Source organism: Hymenobacter telluris, from assembly GCF_017313265.1.
Lineage (GTDB): Bacteria > Bacteroidota > Bacteroidia > Cytophagales > Hymenobacteraceae > Hymenobacter > Hymenobacter telluris.
In genome coordinates this window covers 41,890-60,205 of sequence record NZ_JAFLQZ010000019.1, presented here as the reverse complement: position 1 = coordinate 60,205, position 18,316 = coordinate 41,890, and the positions used below count along the sequence as shown (strand labels likewise).

The 18,316-nt window shown below is 63.0% G+C and carries 17 protein-coding genes; 7 read left to right on the top strand and 10 right to left on the bottom strand.

Translation table 11 applies throughout. The features are described from left to right. Positions 1–4: 4 nt before the first annotated feature. The 3 genes from J0X19_RS21045 (at position 5) to J0X19_RS21035 (ending at position 4,229) form a co-directional block, all read left to right on the top strand. Positions 5–1,021 (top strand): DUF4396 domain-containing protein, encoded by a 1,017-nt coding sequence (locus J0X19_RS21045; RefSeq protein WP_242583120.1) that lies wholly within the window; start codon positions 5–7, stop codon positions 1,019–1,021. 95 nt (positions 1,022–1,116) lie between these two features. Continuing rightward, a complete protein-coding gene (locus J0X19_RS21040; RefSeq protein ID WP_206986391.1) occupies positions 1,117–2,367 on the top strand; it encodes a hypothetical protein in 1,251 nt (416 codons plus the stop codon). Positions 2,368–2,456: 89 nt separating this feature from the next. Further along, positions 2,457–4,229 carry a hypothetical protein gene (locus tag J0X19_RS21035; protein ID WP_206986390.1) on the top strand — a complete coding sequence of 591 codons (1,773 nt, stop codon included), beginning with the start codon at positions 2,457–2,459 and terminating at the stop codon, positions 4,227–4,229. Positions 4,230–4,259: 30 nt separating this feature from the next. On the opposite strand, the gene J0X19_RS21030 is transcribed toward J0X19_RS21035, so the two are convergent. The 10 genes from J0X19_RS21030 to J0X19_RS20985 all read right to left on the bottom strand — a co-directional run bounded on the left by J0X19_RS21030 (position 4,260) and on the right by J0X19_RS20985 (position 14,058). Beyond that, positions 4,260–5,138 carry a hypothetical protein gene (locus J0X19_RS21030; protein ID WP_206986389.1) on the bottom strand — a complete coding sequence of 293 codons (879 nt, stop codon included), beginning with the start codon at positions 5,136–5,138 and terminating at the stop codon, positions 4,260–4,262. A 22-nt stretch (positions 5,139–5,160) separates the two neighbouring features. After that, a complete protein-coding gene (gene traM / locus J0X19_RS21025) occupies positions 5,161–6,570 on the bottom strand; it encodes a conjugative transposon protein TraM (protein WP_206986388.1) in 1,410 nt (469 codons plus the stop codon). A gap of 13 nt (positions 6,571–6,583) precedes the next feature. After that, on the bottom strand, positions 6,584–7,507 hold the full coding sequence (locus tag J0X19_RS21020) for a DUF4138 domain-containing protein (protein WP_206986387.1): 924 nt from the start codon (positions 7,505–7,507) through the stop codon (positions 6,584–6,586). Positions 7,508–7,526: 19 nt separating this feature from the next. After that, entirely contained in the window at positions 7,527–8,267 is a 741-nt protein-coding gene (locus J0X19_RS21015; protein WP_206986386.1) for a conjugal transfer protein TraK, read from the bottom strand. A gap of 70 nt (positions 8,268–8,337) precedes the next feature. Then, positions 8,338–9,015, bottom strand: a complete 678-nt coding sequence (locus J0X19_RS21010) for a hypothetical protein (protein WP_206986385.1) — start codon at positions 9,013–9,015, stop codon at positions 8,338–8,340. A 12-nt stretch (positions 9,016–9,027) separates the two neighbouring features. Beyond that, the gene (locus J0X19_RS21005; RefSeq protein ID WP_206986384.1) at positions 9,028–10,128 is read right to left on the bottom strand and encodes a conjugal transfer protein TraG N-terminal domain-containing protein; all 1,101 of its coding nucleotides are present in this window, start codon (positions 10,126–10,128) and stop codon (positions 9,028–9,030) included. Beyond that, positions 10,125–12,776 carry a VirB4 family type IV secretion system protein gene (locus J0X19_RS21000; protein WP_206986383.1) on the bottom strand — a complete coding sequence of 884 codons (2,652 nt, stop codon included), beginning with the start codon at positions 12,774–12,776 and terminating at the stop codon, positions 10,125–10,127. The genes J0X19_RS21005 and J0X19_RS21000 overlap by 4 nt, the downstream gene beginning before the upstream one ends. Next, positions 12,757–13,104, bottom strand: a complete 348-nt coding sequence (locus J0X19_RS20995) for a hypothetical protein (RefSeq protein ID WP_206986382.1) — start codon at positions 13,102–13,104, stop codon at positions 12,757–12,759. Before J0X19_RS20995 ends, J0X19_RS21000 begins: the two co-directional genes overlap by 20 nt. A 12-nt stretch (positions 13,105–13,116) precedes the next feature. Beyond that, complete coding sequence (locus tag J0X19_RS20990; protein WP_125440581.1) at positions 13,117–13,536, bottom strand: hypothetical protein; 420 nt, start codon at positions 13,534–13,536, stop codon at positions 13,117–13,119. A 54-nt stretch (positions 13,537–13,590) separates the two neighbouring features. Then, positions 13,591–14,058, bottom strand: coding sequence for a hypothetical protein (locus J0X19_RS20985; protein WP_206986381.1), 468 nt, complete (start codon positions 14,056–14,058; stop codon positions 13,591–13,593). 219 nt (positions 14,059–14,277) lie between these two features. Between J0X19_RS20985 and J0X19_RS20980 the strand changes: the two genes are divergently transcribed. The 4 genes from J0X19_RS20980 to J0X19_RS20965 all read left to right on the top strand — a co-directional run bounded on the left by J0X19_RS20980 (position 14,278) and on the right by J0X19_RS20965 (position 18,114). Beyond that, positions 14,278–14,694, top strand: a complete 417-nt coding sequence (locus tag J0X19_RS20980) for a hypothetical protein (protein ID WP_206986380.1) — start codon at positions 14,278–14,280, stop codon at positions 14,692–14,694. Between the two features lie 45 nt (positions 14,695–14,739). Next, a complete protein-coding gene (locus tag J0X19_RS20975) occupies positions 14,740–15,135 on the top strand; it encodes a hypothetical protein (protein ID WP_206986379.1) in 396 nt (131 codons plus the stop codon). A gap of 84 nt (positions 15,136–15,219) precedes the next feature. After that, positions 15,220–17,484, top strand: a complete 2,265-nt coding sequence (locus J0X19_RS20970) for a toprim domain-containing protein (RefSeq protein WP_206986378.1) — start codon at positions 15,220–15,222, stop codon at positions 17,482–17,484. A 369-nt stretch (positions 17,485–17,853) separates the two neighbouring features. Beyond that, positions 17,854–18,114, top strand: a complete 261-nt coding sequence (locus J0X19_RS20965) for a hypothetical protein (protein ID WP_206986377.1) — start codon at positions 17,854–17,856, stop codon at positions 18,112–18,114. Positions 18,115–18,316 lie beyond the last annotated feature (202 nt).

The following is an 18,316-nucleotide window of genomic DNA, read 5'->3' as shown; positions in this document are numbered from 1 at the left end:
CCCGATGAATCCGCCGCTGTTTCCCGAGTACCTGTTGTGGGGGTGGTTTGCCCTCACGGCCCTGTCCGCGGCCTACGTGGCCTGGGACCTGTTTACCAGCACCCCGGAAATGAAGGTGATGAAGTGGGGCTGGGTGCTGGTGACGCTCTACACCGGGCCGGTGGGGCTGCTGGTGTACTGGTTTTCCTGCCGCGAGCCTTCGCCGGGCACCCACGAGCAGTTCGTGGCCCCGCTCTGGAAACAGGCCGTGGGCTCCACCATTCACTGCGCCGCTGGCGACGCGACGGGCATCATCGTGGCGGCCGCCATCACCGGCTACTTCGGCCTGCGCATGGGCGTGGACATCTGGCTGGAGTACGCGGCCGGCTTTGCCTTCGGGCTGTTCATCTTTCAGGCCCTGTTCATGAAGGACATGATGGGCATGAGCTACGGCGAGGCGTTGCGCAGCTCGTTTCTGCCGGAATGGATGTCGATGAACGCCATGATGGCCGGCATGCTGCCCACCATGGTGATTCTGATGAGCCGCGACATGCGGGCCATGGAAGCCACTTCGCCCTGGTTCTGGGCGGCCATGTCGGCTGCGACGCTGGTGGGCGTGGTGGTATCGTACCCGGTGAACTACTGGCTGGTCAAGAACCGGCTCAAGCACGGCATGGGCACCGAGCGGGCTCTGGGCAAAGGCGGGGCACCCCAGGAAGCGGTAGCCGCCCCTGCCCACGCCGGCCATGGCCTGGCCGCCATGCCCCATATGGCCGGAATGAGCCACGGCCTGCCCGTAGCGGCCCCCATGCCTGCTCATGCCGGGCACCGGATGGCGGCGGCGCCCCAGGAAATGCCGGGCATGGATATGAGCAGCGGCACCCCGGTATCGGGGCTGCGCAAAGCCGTGGTTACGGTGCTCACCCTCCTCATGCTGGCCGTGGGCTATTGGCTGGCGGCGCGCTACGGCGACCTGTCCATGCGGCCGGGCGCGCCCATGACGGACATGCCCGGCATGGCGATGCCGGGCCATCGGATGTAGGCTGGCTGCGGCCACGTCTCGGCCGCAATCCCGGGCATGGTGATTCGGGCGCCAATTCTGTGCAACTTAGCTGCTTTATTAGCCCTGCGCCTTTTATGTCTGCTTCCCTGCCGCCTCTTATTCAGCAATACAAAGCCGATTCCGAGTCCGTTTACAACACCTGGTTCATCAACAACGAGGAGCGCCTGAAGGCGTTTCGCTCCATCCGGCGCGGGGTGCAGCAGGTGGTCAAGGACATCAAGGCCGGGAGCTTCGGCAACGACTTTAAGGGCACCTCGCTCGAATTCGTGCTCAGCGTCATCAGCGAGCAGAAGCAGGTGTTTCAGGGCGCGGCCCACCCCTTCTACTGGAAGCCCAAGCTGCGCATCCCCGACATCTACGAGCACGAGGACAACAAGCGCGCCTTCGGCCAATTCCTGGAAAGCTGCTTGGCCGCTACCACCGAGCAGCAGCTGCTACGCGAAATCGACATTCTGGACCGCCGCAAAATCAAGGGCCTGGGGCCGGCCGTGGCCAGCATCCTCTACTTCCTGCACCCGACCCTGATGCCGCCCTGCAACACGGCCATCGTCAACGGCTTCAATGCCTTGTTTGGGGAGAAAATCAAGCTCGGCTCCTGGTCCGAGTACCTGCGCATGCGCGACCGATTGCGCGACCTCAATCAGGAGCACCGCCAGCACCTGAGCCTCGACTACGGCGCACTCAGCGGGCTGCTCTTCGACGTGGGGGTGAAGAAGATGATTGCCGGCGACCAGCAGTTTGCCACCGACGAAGACCGCGACAAGTACCAGCAGCAGGCCCAGAAGCGCCACAAGGAGGTGCAGAGCGAAGCCCAGGAAGAAAACCAGCACACCGAGATGCAGCACCACCTGCTGCGCATCGGTAAGGCGCTGGGCTGCGACGTGACGACGGCCATCAACGACCGCAACCGCCTCTGCGGCGGCCAGAAGCTCTCCTTCCTCTGCCTCGATCAGCACCCGGAACTGCCGGTGCCCGCCGACGTAGCCAGCACCATCCGCCTCATCGACATCGTCTGGTTTGCGCCCGGCACCAACCGCGTCGTGGCCGCCTTCGAGGTGGAGAAGAGCACCAGCATCTACTCGGGCATTCTGCGCCTTACGGACCTGGCTTTCTCCATGCCCGAGCACGAAACGGCGCTTTACCTGGTGGTGCCCGATGCCCGCGAGAAGGAGGTGCAGGCCCAGCTTTCGCGCCCCGCCATCCGGGCCGCCGGCGCCACGATTCACTACATCCTGTTCTCGGAGCTGCGCCAGCACTGCGAAGCGCTGTGCAAGTTCGGCGACTCGCCCGCGGCCATGCGCAAGATTGCGAAGGCGGTTGCTTAGCGTATTTTAACGCCGAGGTTTAATGAACTGTTAGAGAGGGTAGACGTTGTTGTCGGTACTTACCTAGGCAACAAGAATTCCTAAGCTCAATGACCAGAAGACTTCTCGTAGGATTCAAGGACCTTTTCGACAGCTCTACCCCTCCCACCTTAGCGAGCTTGCTTTCTGGTGTCAGCCGGTTTTGGCTTCTGCGCTGTGTCACGCAGCTACTTGGATATCAAAACCAAGTGCCTGCTGCCGAGCGCACACTGAAAATGGATATGGAGCGCATTTTTGGGGAGCGCGGATTGGTGGAAAAGCCTTTTGCTAAGCGAGCCTATGCCCATATAACCAGTTTTGGGCAGCAGTTTGGCAAGGATGCATTAAATCTACTTCATCCGAAGCCTTTGCTGCAGTTGTTTGAGTATGGCTTTGAGCGACCGGATGAGCCCCACACACTGAGCGACGAAGAACTGGAAGCTAGCCTTTTTCTAGCCTGCTTATTCGTCAATACGCCTTACATTGACCAGCAAAGTGCAGCCAGTACGGCGGCAGAAAAGCTTTTGCCCACCCCGACGGTGCCGCGCTTTGCGCTCACCAGCATGTTTTCAGACTTCGAGCTGATAAACCAGCAACCGGTGCAGGTATTGTGGGCGCAGCTTATTAAGTCGACCCGCTTCTTCGAGTTCCTGGAGTCGGAAAGCCGGTTCAAGCCCTTGCTTCAAGCTTTTCTGGCACATTACGACTGCGCTACCTGGCAGGATTATACCCGCCAAATCGCCGGGCTGGTAAAACCAGTAATCTATGCTGACCAGCCGGGGCGAATCAGCGTGGTTGTTGCGCCAGATGCAGAATTTGAGGCTAGCCGGGCATTTCTTGCCCACTTTGCCTTAACGCCCGGGCAGGAGCTGGACAGAGAGGATTTTACGAGCCTGCGCGAAACGCCCCTGTACGAGGAAGAGCCGGGATGCTTTGTGCTGATTTACCCCGTGCTGGTGGTAGAAATGTTGCATAAGGGGCTCTATTTCCAATTCAACAAGCTTAATAAGGCGCTTCCCGCAGCGGAGCAGGTCAGCGACTGGCGCTCGGTTTATTGCGACTTTTTCTCGGAGCAGTACCTGCTCAATGCTTTACTCGATGCTTCTTTTCAGGGCCGTGGGTTGGCCCTCAGCGGCACGGTTATCAAAGAAAGTAAGACTTTAAAGGGCCAGGGCGAGCCAGATTACTATTTCCGCAACGGACAGCGCGCTGTCCTGTTCGAGTCCAAGGATGTCTTGGTTCCAAAGGATGCCAAGGCCGGCACCGACTTCACCGCTTACTTTGAGGCGGTTCGCAAGCGCTTCGACTACGAAACGGATAAGAAAGGCAAGCGGGTAGACAAGGCCGTGCGGCAATTGCTGCGCAACGTGGTTCGCCTTCTTGAAAAACAGTTTCCGCTCGACACAGACTATGATAAAGCAGAGCTGATTATCTACCCGGTGTTGGTGCTGCACGACCGTCTCTATAACGTGCCCGGCCTGAACGTATTGGTTAACGACTGGTTTCAGCAGCAAATGGCGCTGCTCGCCGAGAAAGGGCTGGTGGTGCGTAATGTGCGCCCAGTGGTGATGGTAGATGTTGACACGGTTTTAGCGTTTCACGAGCATTTTCGTGACCAGCAGCTTGTCTTTGAAGATGTATTGGAGGAATATTTCGGCTACCTGCATCCCGACCTCAGCAGGGCGAAAAGTGATGCCGAAGTCGAAAAGCTGATTATGCAGCAGGCCCATCCCTTTGCTCTGTTCTTGGAAAATTACGCGGGCGAAAGAGGTATGTCTCCGCTTCCAAAGCAAAGCCTGTATGGCCTGCTGCCTATCATCAATAAAGGGGCGCCCGAAGAGTAGAGCGGCAGTGCCCTGCCGTGGTGTTGCAGCCTAAAATCTTCCCGAGCGGCTGATGCTCTTTAGCAGCAGATTCTGCAGCAGCTGGTCCCGGTAAGCCCCTTCCACGGCCTGCCGCGCGGGGCCAGGCCGGCCCGCTTCGTGAATGAGGCGGTCGGCTTCCTGCCGCAGCTGCAGGGCTTTCACCATGTTGTCGTTGGCCTGCCCCATGGCTCGTAGCCGTTCGGCTTCGGTCATAGAATACCGGCCGGGGTTCTTCAGCGTGGCCATGAGCTCGACGCTCTGCGCCGTCATCTCGTCGGCAATCTTCTGGTAGTTGAATGCCGTTTCGACGTTTTTCTTCTTAAGCACTTCCTCGTAGGAATAGGCCGACGCAAAGGCTTCCTGGCGCATGTTCTTGTAGTCGCGGTAGGTAAAGGACTGGGCCCCATTGCGGCCAATATCCAATCCCGAGAAGGCCTGGTACACCGTTTCCACATCCTGCTCGGTGCGGCCCTGCAGCGCCTGGCGCAGGCGCCGGGCCTTGTTCACCGGAGGCATGTAGTCGGGCTGGGAGTTGGTGTTCATGGCCATGGCCCGGCCGAACAGCTCCAACGGATTGGCGTAGCGCAAATCCTTCACCGATGCCACTTTGCGCAGGTCGGCCTGAATCTGGCGCTGCAGCTCCAGCCCCTCGTAGGTAAGCTCCTTCACCTGGCCGGTGATGTCGCGGGTGACGCCGGCAATCTGGCGGGCGTCCTTGATGACTTGGTAGTTCTTAATGGTCTCGGTCCACTGCTTGAGCTGCTTGGCGAATTGACCGATGTGCACGCCCATATGCACGGGGTCGTTGACGACCATCTGGGCAGAAACGAGGTGCGGAACGGTGCTGGCCCCGACAGCCAGCGCGAGGGCAAAGGCAATCCTTTTCATGGCTTGGACAGTGATGTGATACTTAGTTGTTAGCCGTGGGCGCGCCCGCATCGGTTGCGCCCGTGGTGATTAGCACAGGGTAGCCGTCGGGCAGGCGTACGTCGCGCAGCTTCTGGCGTGGCGTGGAGGCCCGGCCCACCATGGCCGCCGCTACCCGGCCGCCCACACCGACTACGGAGTTGGCTGCTGAAGCCGAGCGGTCAATGGCCAGGCCTACTTCCTGAGCGCCGATGGCGCGGGCATCGTTGAGGGGGTTGTCGGCGGCCGGCAGCGGCTGGCGCTTCTGCGGGTCAATCATGAGCCCAGGCAAGTAGTGGTAGTTGTAGATGTCAGCGGCAACCCGCGTAGGGCCCAGCCGGCTGATGTGGATGGCCACGTGGTTTGTCTCGACGCTGGCCACGCCGGCAAACACCAGGTTTTTGGGAAAGGTCTGCCCACTGATAACGGCGTCCTCGACCAGGCGCAGCAATACGACAGAACCCGTGCGAATCTTCTGCTCTCCGTTCACCACAGCTTTATAGAAAATATCGGGCAGCGGCTGCGTCTGCCCATTATCGGCAGCATAGCGGTAAGAGCCCGCCTTGATGGTGCCAAAGGCATCATAGGCCATAGCACCATTGCTCCCCGGTGCAGCCGCACCGCCGGCTCGCAACGCGGCCCGCCGGTCAAAGTAGCGCCGCCCCGTCATCTGCTCGTATGAAGTTCGCGAGGCCGGGGAAGCCGCGTCGAGCATGTCCAGCACGTCGTCATTCTGCTCGTAGGGCACCCCATCGGGGGCCGTGCGCGGGCGGGCCCCAACCCGTAAATGCCGGCGCGGGTCAGCGCCGTAGCCGGCACCACGGCCCCCGGTTTGCACTGCCGGGATGCGCACAGCCCGGTAGGCGCCGGTCTGTGCATCAACCGCTGTTACCTCCGTAGAGTCGGGCGGTGGCAGGGCCGCGCGGTTAGCGGCCGCCCGGGCCTGCCGCTCCGCTGCGGCCAGCGCTGTGCGCCGCCGCAGGGCCGCCTGGCCTACTGTATCGACAGCCATGCCACCGGCCAGTTGGTCTGGCGAGGGAACGGTGCCCTGTAGCTGCGCCCCGGCTTGCCGCGCGGCCGCCTGCTTTTGCTCCAGCACATCCGTGGGGGCCGGGGCCGCTTCGGGCGTAGCTGGCGCAATCGTGGGCTCCAGATTTTGGGAGGTAGCTGCTAAGGGGCTAGCCTGCTGCGCTACTTCCTGAGAAAGGGAGCGAGCGTAGAAAAACAGCGTCACCGCCGTTAGCAGGCCGATGCCGACCAGCAGCGGCAACCAGTGCCGGCGGGCCAGCTCTCCCACCGCGGGGCGAGGCGTTGCGGGCGGAGTGGGTACAGAAGCAGGACCGGAAGCGGGCTGCGATTCGGTCGTGGAGTTCTCGACGGCAGGATATACCGGCTGCATGTTGTGCTCGGACATGATGAGAAGGGTATTAAATGGCGGCAGCCGTGTTGATGACTTTGCTCGGCACTTTCAGCACCAGTACCCGGGCCCCGAACTTCTCGCGCAGGGTGATTTCCAAGTGGCCCCGGTCAGTGGCCGCGTACAGCGGCACGGCGTAGAGCAGGTAGCCGGTGGCTCGGGCCGGGATGGTTTGGCTTTCAGCCCCGCCGGCGGGCGCTAGGGGCCGCCGGGCTTCGTTCTTCTTCTTGCCCAGGAACTTCTTGCGCGAGTTTTCCACCAACTCGAAGTCGGTGAAATCCACGGCGTAATCGATGGTGGTCGTATTGCGCAGCTTCAGGCGCAGGTAGGTGAAGTCCTTGTCGTTGCGCACGTTAGCCAGCGAAAGCACTAAGTCGTTATCGGCCGTGCGCAGCCCGCTGGTATCAGCATGTTTGGCGGTGGCCAGCTTGGCCAGGCGCGTCTCGGCCAGTTCCCGCTTTCCGTGGCCCTGGTCCAGGGCCAGCGCATCATCGACGCCGGCGCCGTTGCGGGCATTGCCGCCAGCGCTGACGCCCAAGGCCCCGCCATCCTGAAAGTCGTAGAGCTGCAGCACCGGCCGGCCGGTGTATACCAAGTGCCCCATCCAATAGCGCGAGCCGTAGCGCACCAGGATAGGCGTGGGCGGCGGGTTGCGGCGCTTGGCCCGCACGAACACGGCGTTGCTCTCAATCTTGACCAGGTAGTGCGGGGCCTGGCCTACGTCTACCAGGGACACCGGCCCCGGGAAAACCAGATAGGTCGTCGAAGAGTCGGAAACAGCTATTTCCAGCTGCATTTTCGGCGCCACGTTAGCCGGATGCGGTACCTGCACACTGGCGGTACGGGTGGCAGTCGAAGCTAAGGTCTGCGCTTGTAACGTGCCAGGTAAAAGCGCCAGCAGCGCGCAGGAAGCAAAGGAGAAGGGGAAACGCATAAGAAGAGGATAGGGTAGTTTAGTGAGCAGGTTGAGCCGCGGGAGCCGGCGTCGTGGGGGCCGGTTGCGTCAGGGGCACGCCGGCGGCTTCGGCTTCTTCGCGCAGCTTGCGCTGCCGGGCCTGCTCCTGGTCGCGCAATTGGTCTTTCTCTTCCTGCGTGACGGGCGGGTTGTAGGGAATGAAATCGAAGTCAGTGATGAGCAGCCCGAAGGGGTTGGCGTCGGAGCGGTCGGTTTCAATGAGGGCGAACTTGGCGCCCAGGGGCTTGCTCTGGCTTTGCTGGTCGCCGATGAACACCGTCTGCTTGATGTAGGCGCGGCCGGTGATGGGGCGGTGGTTCATGTCCAGGTGGATGCTGTCCACGGTCACGGCCTGCCGGGCACCGTAGCGGATGTAATTCTGAAGCACCTGCCCGCGCTGGAAGCTCTCGAACAGAAAGCGCCCGCCGCGTTCCTCAATCAGGGGCAGGCCTGCATCGAGGTTGTGCTTGAAGCTGTATTGGTCGTGGCCGAACATCGTCAGCAGAAAGGTCTTGACCAGGTTGCGGGCCTCGAAGGGCGTGTGGCCGGTGCCGCGGCCCACCTGGGCCGAGAAGGAGCCGGTATCACTGACCACGTACACGCGCTGGCCCGTGGATTCATAGGCCCGGTAGAGCAGCGCCCCGGCGGCCACCGTCACCACCCCCAGCAGGGCCAGCGCGGACAGCGCCATGGTGCGCATGGTGATAAACGTCTTATTTAAGTCTTGGACAGAGTTCATGAGTGAGTTGAAGTGGATGGAGAAGAGAAGGAGCTCAGCCACCCGGGCCTTTTTGCCCCACGGCCCGCAGCTAGAGCGGCAGGTAGACCATGTTGCGCGCCTCGGGCGGCCCCAGCGGATTCTGGTAGGGATACAGCACCAGGCGGGGCGCCTGGCCGGCGGCCGGCGAAGTGGCATAGGCATAGGCCACCCCGCGCACGGTTACGGCCTGCCCGGGCTTTAGCAGCATGGGCGCGGTAGCCGCTTGGCCGGGTACGGTCACCTCGGGCTCTCGGAGCGAGAAGGTGTTCAGGGTATCGGGCGTCCACGGGCCGTCCAGCGCCATGGCGGCGGGTATTTTCTCGCCTGGGCCGTAGCCCATCGGCTTCCACTTGAGCACGGCTTCGAAGGGCAGCCGGTAGCCGGGTGCCACCGGTGGGTAATTCCCTTTGATGGGACGCCACAGAATGGGTAGCTGCAGGATAGCGGGCTGCGCTGCACCTGCCGCTTTAACGGATACCAGCTGCAGGTAGCCGTCCTTGGGCAGGAGCTGCTCCAGGGCCGGGCGCAAATCAACCGGCTTATCGGCAGGCAATTGCGACGGTTTGGTTGTAGCAAGGCTCCAGGCAGCCGCCCGAGCTTTGGCTTCGGGGGAATTGGCGGCAGCAGCAGCTACCTGCTGCAGCTTTTCAACAGCGGCTTCGTTGTCGCTCTTGCAACTGGTGAGAAGTACGCCTGCACCCAGCAGGCTTAAAAGAAGCTGTTTCATAGCAGTGATTGGTTAGCGCCGGCGGCGCGTGGGGGCGCCCGAGTCGGCGGAAGACATGGTGGGCAGGTCGGCCGAGGCTGAACCTGAGGGCGTGCTGCTGGCCCCGCCACCGGAGCTGCTGCCGCCCTTGTCAGGGCCGAAGCCTAGCTTGCGACCTAGGGCGCCACTGGCCCCACCGCCGTAGGCCCCGGGAAACACAACGCTGCTCACGGCCCCGGCAGCACCAGCCACGGCCCCGCCGAACATGCCCACGAAGCCCTGCACCGCCGAGGAGCCGATGAGGAAGCTCGTCAGCCAGGGCACCATGCAGTAGAGGATGACGAAGCCGATGGAGTTGATGAGGTAGGTTACATCGTTGGCGTAATCGCCCGGGGTCATGCCAGTGGGCAGCAGCACGTTACCCGTTGCGGGCCGGGTGCCGGCGTAGTTGGCGTAAATGGTGTCGAGCAGTGAGTAGGTCAGGGACCAGAACTGCACAGCCATGAAATTCTGCAGCCACTGCTTGCCCAGCTGCGCGAAGGGCGGCAGCGCGGAAAGGCAGATGGCAATGGGCCCGCTCACGTACAGGAAGGCCACGATGTACTGGCGCACCATCACCAGCACCTGCCGAATGAGCACCACGGTGCTGGTCGTGAACAGCTCGGTGAGCAGGTTGAGCAGGGAGAAGTTGGTGAGCTTGTCCCAGAAGGAGGTGATAGCGCCAATCTGGTCGTTGACAAAGCCGGCCGTGTTGGTGGCCTTGTCGGGCTCGATGGAGGCGGCCCCCGCCGGATTGGTCAGGCTTTGCAGGGCCTCGGCAATGAAACCGGGCTTGGCCGGCGCCACCAGGCTGGAAAACCCGCCGATGGCCCCGCCAATCAAGTCCATGAAGTCCCGGTAGAAGAACAGGATGAAGTACACGAACAGCGCCTTGAGCAGGGGCGAAAAGTCCATGCGCAGCTGCCCGCCCTGCAGGTAGCCCCGGCCCACGGTGTAGAGCAGCGCCACCGAGAGAAACGGAGGAATCAGGTAAAGCTGGCAGGCTTGCAGCACCTTGCGCAGGGCCCCGTCCGCCGCCGTGATAAAGTCGGTGTCGAGGTCCATGCCGACGAGCAGCAGCAGGGGCGCACTCATGCCGGCAGCGCCCCCTTGCGCTTCTGCTTTTCTTCCACGAACTGGTCGACGGCGAAGTCCAGCCGCTGTTCGGTGACGGTGGTGTAGGTGGGCCGGCCTTCGGCGTCGCGCACCAGGTTGCCTAGCGCGTCGCGCACTTCCACCGGCCGCTGGCGCTGGTAGTGGCGCACGAGCTGGTTGAGATAGTTGCGCTCGGCCGGCCGCGAGGTCAACACCGCGTCAAGCTGGGGCGAGGCCTCCAGCGCGTACACCTTGGCCTGGGCACCTTGCTTGATGAAGAACTCCCGGAACGAGTCAGTGGAGCGCACCGAGCGAATCAAATCCATCTCGTGGCCCGTGAGGCCCAGCGGCGCCTGCAGGCGGACGAGCGAGGCTTCGTTGGAATGGCGCAGGATGATTTTGGTGCTGGAGTTGTCAATCAGCGTGTAGCCGATGGGCGAGTCGATGATTTCCTGAATGCCCTGGGTGATGATGGTGATGGAGCCATTGGTTTTGCGGATGGTCCGGTACATCGACACGATAAACTCCTCCAGCACGCCCGAGAGCAGCGCCCAGGCTTCGTCGAGGGCGATGTACTTCACGGCATCCGGAAACTGCCGGAACAGGTCCAGGCTCAGCTCCGTGATGAGCATGGCCACCACGGGGTAGAGCGTGGGGTCGGTTTTCACCCGGGCCAGGTCAAAGCAGATAAGCGGGTACTGGCTCAGCTGGGCCTCACGGGTGGAGTTGAGCACCTTGGCGTAGCGCCCGCCCGTCACGAACTCACCCAGCACGAGGAAGAACTCGTGCATGTCGATGTACTTCATGTCGGTCTGATACTGGGCCCGCTGCAGGGCCAGCACGGCCGTGCTTTCGTCGGGGGCATCACCCTCCTCTGCTGCCGGCGTTTCGGCCCGCATCCACTGGTCGAAGCGCTGCACGTACTTATAAAAGCTTTCCATTCCGGGAAACTCCTCGTCGGACTGACCCAGCCGCTCGTGCTGGTTCAGGTCGTGGTAGTAGCCGGTCAGAAAGCGGGAAAGAATGGTGCGCTCACTCTTGCTCAGGGCGCGGTCCTTGCCCCCTTTCCAGAGTGCAGCCAGCAGGGCCAGGTGGAAGTTGAGCTTCTCGTCGGAGTAGTGCCAGGGGCCGTTTTCGCCCTCGCGCGGCAGCAGGAAGGGGTTGAACTCAATCGGGTTCTGCGGGTCGTACTCGAAGTAGGTGTTCTCGAAGTCCGGCCCCATCAGGCTCTGGAACACGTTGCGGTAGGTGCCCCCGATGTCGATGATAATCTGGCGGGCGCCGCGCTCGTAGCGCTGCACAATGAAGTTGCCGAAGGTGTAGCTCTTGCCCGAGCCGGAGGGGCCGATGACCAGCGCGTTCTGGTTGTCGAGGTCGGTGTTGAATAGGTTTACCTTGACCAGGTTGCGGAACCGGTCACACAGATACTCTCCCGTGGGCTCGGGCCGGTAGGTGGTGGTCCAGTGGTAGTAGCAGGCGGCCCTGTCGGCCGAGGTGGTCAGCCAGCGGTCGGGCACCTGGTAGGCGTTGCCGGGTGCCAGGCCGAAGAACAGCGGCAGGGTCAGGAAGCTTTCCACCACGGCTTCGGCCCCGAAGATGGACCGGAAGGCCGCCGTGGTCTTTTCCACGTGCTCGCGCCGGGCCTGGTCGTCCACGTCCCAGAGCAGCACCGACAGGTGCAGGCCCACGACCTGCTTGCTGCCGGAGCGCACTTCGGCGGTGAACTCGTCAATCTCGGCAGCCCGCAGGTGGTTGTCCTGCGTGGCCAGGAAGGAAAGCGAGTTGTTGATTTTCTTGTCGTTGTCGAGGCTTTTGAGTTCGGTGCGGGAGTCCTGAATTAGCATGGCCTGGGTGAGCACGTGCGGGCAGGAGAGAAACGCCGTGAGCGGGTAGAGCATGGGCGAGGTCACCCCGTAGCCATTGCGCACGGCGGGATGGGCCTCACTCCCCTGCCCTACCAGCGAGACGATGCTCACGCGGTTCTCGCCCACGGTGAAGGCCCCCGGCACGTTGCTGATTTCGCGGGTGAGCCCGGCGGGCTGCTGGTCAAATTCCAGGTTGAAGTACTGGGTGAAGACCTGTGGCAGCTGCGCCTGGTTGAGGCGGCGGTAGTCCAGCCCCCCGAGGCCGCGCAGGCTCTGCAGCAGCTCGGTGGCGATGCGCTCGGCCGTGTCCAGGGTCTGCACCACGCCGGCAAACGGGTTCTTGGCCAGCTTCTCGCCGGCGCGGTTCACGAGGGCGCTTAGCGCGTTGGGCCGCACGGGCTTGGCTTCGTCGGCAGGCGCAAACGAGACGAACAGGTAGGCCCGGTGGAAGAGCACCAGCCGGTCGGAAAAGTGCGCGTTCATCTTGCCCTCGAAGTAGCCGGGGCGGGCATCGCCGATTCCTTGAAAGGGCCGGTCGTAATAGATGTCAGTTTTCTGCACCACCGTGCCCACGGGCAGGGTGCGCAGGGCCCCGAGCAGCGCCGACTGGAGGTTGGCAAACTCTTCGGCCTGCCAGCTCTCCATTTCGGGGCATTCGAGCACGAAGCCGACGCCCACGCGACCATCCCGAAAGATGACTTTGTCGTCCTGGTAGGCGTAGGCCGGGTGCAGGTCCGCAAAATCGGCGGTGCGGTCAGTTGCCTTAGCGGTGGGAATGTTCATGCGAAGAGGGAAGTGCGGTGGCGTCGCCAGCCGAAGGCCCCGACCGGGCGCGGCCCAGGGCAATGCGGCGCGGCTGCCGCCGGTGGAAGGAAAGCCAGCTGAGTAGAAAGCCCGGCGGGCGGTGCTTGGCCATGTAGCGCAGGGCATAGAGCAGCACAACCAGCACCACCAGAATCAGCAGGTAGAGAAAGCGCGGGACAGTGACGACCAAGCCCGCGACGCCGATGGCCAGCACGGCAGCCAGAAATAGGCCCACCACCAGCCCTAAGTCCGGCAGGTTCATGCCCAGCACTTGGGCGGGGCGCTCGATGCTTTTATAGGAACGCATAGGGCAGTTCGCTTAAGGCGTCACTCCGCCTTCGCCCCCGCCCATGGCGCTGGCCAGGTCTTCTTTGAAGTAGTTGAAGCCGAACCAGAGGATGACGCCGCCCATGAGCCAGCCCAGGGAGCCCAGCGCATCCGGCGCGCCGCTGATAAACTTCTGCACCACCCGCACCAAGCCGATGGCCAGCACGATGATGAAAAGCACCTGCACGATGCTGATGACAATGGTCTGCACGCTGCGCAGGGCGCCCACGGCGCGGCCGCCGGCACCGGACTGGCCGAAAACCAGGGCTGGGGAAGTGGCCAGCAGCAGGGCCATGGCGAAGCGTTCGGCGCGGGAAGGTTGGTAGGTGTGGCCCGCCGCGAGCAGGCGCAGCCCGCCGGCCGCCGCTTGGGCAGCGCCATGGTGCAGGCGCGTGAGCAAGGGAGTTTGCATGGAAAAGGAAATGGGTGAATGGAATGGGAAAGCAGATAAGAGAAAGCGTACTCTTTAAGCGGAGGCCGGCGCTGCGCGGCGGTTTTCAAGGGCGGTGCCCATCAGGGCGCGCATTTTGGCGCGGCGCTCGGCCGCGGTGAGCTCTACCCCACGGTTGTGCTCGTCGGTGGCCGTCGGGGCCGGCGCCGTGAGGTAGTTGTGCCGGGCGCCTTCTGGCAGTTGCCCGGCTTCGGACGCTTGGGTGGAGGGGTCCTCCGATTCGGTCGGCGCAGTTTCAGCTACTGGTGCCTCTTCCGGGCTGAGGGCGGGCTGCTCCGGGTCGGGAGTAGGTTCAGGGGCCGGTGGCACCACTACAGGCGCTGGGTAGAAATCAGCCAGGCGATAGTGCCGGGTGCGCAGCGAAGGGTGGTTGCCGTTGAGCACCGGCGGTGCTACCGCTGCACCGGCGCCCGTGGGCATTGCAAAGCGCCACCAGAGCACGCCCAGGGCCGACAGCAGCAGAAAGAGCAGCAACCAGAGCATCGAGTTCAAGCAAGCGGGTCGAAGTTTTTTGTGAGCATTTGCGGCAACTATACGGAGCACTTCCGTATAAGTTCTGCTTTAAGAGAAGTTTTGAAGCAGCTATGCCGAAGCTTTGGGGTCGTTTGACGTCAAGACCGGACTAGCTATGTACCGACAGCAATTGAGTAGTGCACACGGCCGGCTGGTTTGTTACCTTGCGCGCCCTCTAATTGCTGCTGCATGACCACCTCCATTCCCACCCCCCCGGCTTCCACCCCCCTTGAGCCGGTTAATGCGGGCTTTCCAGACCCCGCCCTTATCGTTTCCTATGCCACAGTTCTGCGCTATATCCGCCACCGCCTCAACACCCTACTGCACGGGCAGCTCAAGCCCTGGGCCCAGGAGCACAAGTTCAACTACGCCCGGCTGATTGAAATCAAGAAGCTGGAGGAAGAAACCCAGGCCGTGCTGCTTCAGCGCCTGATGGCTCACTTCCAGTTTCCCACCGAGCTGCTGCGCATCATCGTGCACCAGTCGCGCCGGCACTTTTTCATGTTCACCTCGCTGGAAAATCTGGCCCGCTTTAAAGCCGAGCTGAACCTGTTCGACAACCCGCCTTTTGACGCTCCGGCGTCGCCCACCTCCCCTACTACCTAGCGGAAAGGCCCTGGAGCCTGCCCGCTCCACGTTGTACTTTTCCCTATGCCTGTTTCCGTCGCTCCCCGCCGCCCGGCGAAACCCATTACCTCCCCGGCCGCCCTGCGCCCCCAGCTGCCTGACCCCGCGCTGGCCATCACCTACGACGAGGCCCGCCGCTACGTACAGCTGCGGCTGCGCAGCCTGCCCCACGGGGGCCTGCGGGCCACCTGTACCGCCTTTGGCTTTCCCTACACGACCAGCGTGGGCCTGAAAACGGGCAGCCTGCAGCGCGAGGAATACCGCCTCGTGCAAAAGCACCTGCGCGTGTTCGGCTTCGACACCGAGCTGGTGCGCCTATACGTGGACGGCCAGCTCTGCGAGCACTACCTGTTTGCCGACGCCTCCCTGCTGGCCACCCTGCGCGAGCAGCTGGCGGCCCACGAGCAGCTGGTCAGCTAGCGCTCCCTCCCTCCTACTTCCTGATTTACGCCCCACGCCCACTCCTGCGGGTGCGGCTACGGCATACCCTTTCCACTCCTGCTTATGCCCGCTTCAACTTCTTCCCCCCGCGAAAACGACCCCCAGGAGCTCGACCGCTTCAAGCAATCCATCGACCTGGTTGACTACGCCACCCAGCGCCACGGCTACGACGTAAAAAAGGCCGGCCCCCGCGGGCAGTGGCACCAGCTCGAAAAGGACGGGGAAATGCTCATCGTCTCCCGCAAGGGTGACCACCAGGTGTACCTAAACCCTGGTGATGACCGGGACTCCGGCTCTATCATCGACTTCGTGAAAACCCGCGAGAACCAGACCCTGGGCCAGGTGCGGCAGACCCTACGCCAGTACCTGGGTGAACCTGAGCAAGGCTGGCAGGCGGCCACTTCTCCCCCACTGCCCGCCCCTGCTGCCTACGCACCCAAGCCCAGTGAGCCGGCGGAAGTGGAAACCGAAGCGGAGCGGCGGGCCCGCTTGGTGGCAGCGGTCATGGGTACCCATGCCGCCCTGACCGACCGCAGCTATTTACACCACCGGCACCTGTCGGATGATACCATTGACAGCCCGGCTTTTCAGGGACGGGTATTCACCAGCCAGCAGGGAAATTTTCGCAACACGGCTTTTCCGCTCTACAACGAGCACGGCATTGCCACCGTGGAGCAGCGCAACGACGATTACAAGCACCTGCTGCAGCTGCCCAAAACGGGCGTGTGGGTGTCACATCCCACCGAGGGCAAGGATACGCCCGTGCAGCGCCTGGTCGTGTCGGAAAGCCCGGTGGACGCCATGAGCTACCATCAGCTGCACCACCGTGGCGCCGAGGGGCAGCCTAATACGCTGTACGTGGCTACCAGCGGCACCGTCACCGAGCGGCAGGTGGAGTTGATTCAAAAGCTTATCGACAAGCAAGAGCCTAAAGAAGTAGTGCTGGCCAACGACAACGACGCGGCCGGCCGGCGCTTCAACATCAATTACCTCAACGAGCTCCAAGCCCCGCGCCGCGCCCGCGAAGTGGCCGACGGCCAAGTGGCCTACGACGAGGCACCCCGCCCGGTGGAATGGCACGCCACGGCTGCCGGCAAGTACCATACGGCCCTGCGCGTGGAGTTTCACCACGCTACCCGCGCCGAGGGCACCGAGCACCTGACCCAGCTCACGACGCAGGTGCAGCAGCTGCGTCCTTTCGCCGACGAGGCCCTGAGCGTGGAAGTGCAGCGGGCCAGCCGGCAGGAAACCGTGGTGCGCCTGGTCGCGCCCAATGCCGACAGCCAGGCGCTGGAAGCGTTGGCGCGTAGCCTGCACGCCCAGCGGGAGATGCAGCGCGAGCAGCTGGAGCGACAACCCGCCGAGCCCGGTCGGCAACCCGAGAACTTCATTCGCACGGAGTACGCCATCAGCAAGGATTTCAACCGGGACCTGGAGCTGTTGAGCCAGGGCCTCACCCGGGAGCAAGTGGCTCAGCAGGCCCGCGCCGACGAGCAGGCCAAGGAGCAGCATCGCCAGGAGCGCGCCCGCCAGGAGCAAGCCGAGCGGCAGCAGGCCGAGCAGCGCGCCGCCACACAAAGCCCGGATGCCCAGCGCCGGGAGGTGGAACAGCAGCGTCAGGCCGCGACGCTGTCGGTGGCCGTCGCCACTGGGGACCCGGCCCTGCAGTGCGCCGTGCAGCTGACCGTAACCGAACCGAGCCCCGCTGACGAGGCAACGCCCAGCCAGGCCCAGCAGATGCGCGAGCTGCTTCGCAAAGCCGGCGCCGACGTGGCGCTCCGAGCCGAAACGGACCCGACCAGTGGACAGCTGCGCAGCGAGCTGGACGTACGCTACCATCCCAACGCCACGCCCGGCGGGCTGCGCCAACTCAGCCAGACGCTCGACGCGCTGGATAAGTCTCCCCTGGTAACCCTGCGCGAAGATGCCGGCGAGCAGGCCGAGCGCCGCGAGCTGGCCGCTGCCGCCCCGCCCCAGGGAGTGACGAAGAATGCCATTATTCGCATCGACGAGCCCGAACCCCGGCCGGGCAGCACCGGCCAGGCCGAAGCCGTAGCCGAGCAGCTGCGCGAGTCCGGCCTGAACACCGGCTCGTTGCGTAGCTCTACCGACCCGGCCACGCACCAGCGTCACAGCGAGATAGAAGTCAGCTACCGCCTCGACCAGCCGAACCTGGCGCGGGTGAATGCTGCACTCGACGACGTGGCCCGCCAGCCCGGCGCGCAGTTGCACGAACATTCCGGCGACCGCGCCGAGCGGCACCGTCTGGCGCCTAGTGGCATAGGCGCCAATGCCCTAGCCGAGCGCACGGCCGGGCCCGAGCGGTAGCAGGTAGTCGGCTTGCCGAGGAAATTCCCGGGAAATATGGTCTGATTCTTTAGTTTTGCGGGCATAGCAAGCTGCTCACCATGCTAGCGAAAACAGGGTTTACATCTATTTACGCGCCGTCCGTCCTGCCGCGAGCAGGCCGAACCCTGGCACCTGCTGCCCAACGGCCGCTGCCGATTTCCGAGCGCCCGGCTCTGTTCGTGGGTCCGCATCGAAGCTAATCCAACTTTCTGGTAAACACCCCGCCGCAACCGCTGCGGCTGCCATCGGCTTGCTATTTGCCGACGGGCCGGGCTGTCTATTTCCGAGCCTTGCTATGCGCCAGGCCTGGAACCCTTGTTGCATTCTCTTCCACGCCATACCCCTGTTATGATATCTACCGGTCACCGGCCTTTTTCTAGTTTTTGCCCCGCGATGCAAGGGCTGATTTTACAACTCATACGAGACGAGTACCAGCCGCTGCTGCAGCTGCCCGTGGACCTCTCGGACGAATCCTGGAGCGAGGCCGTCACCAAGGCCAATCCGGTCTTGTTCTACCTCAACGACGGAGCCCCCCTGATTCAAATCGGCGAAGCCTCCCGGGCGAGCCTGCAGAAATGTCTGAAGCAGGAACTCAGCCAGTCCGAGTAAGCTACAATTCGATGCGGTAAGAGTGCCCGACAGCAAACCTGTCGGGCACTTTTGTTACCCCCTTTTTGGGTGAGTGGGTAGGCGAACCAAGTGCCAGGGGCAGTGGGGGAGAAATGGTTTAGCAAAGCAAAATAATGGCCGTAATAGCTGATTTTTGTTGTCTTTTTAGCAACAAAAGCGCCTGTATTTGCGTTTAATAAGT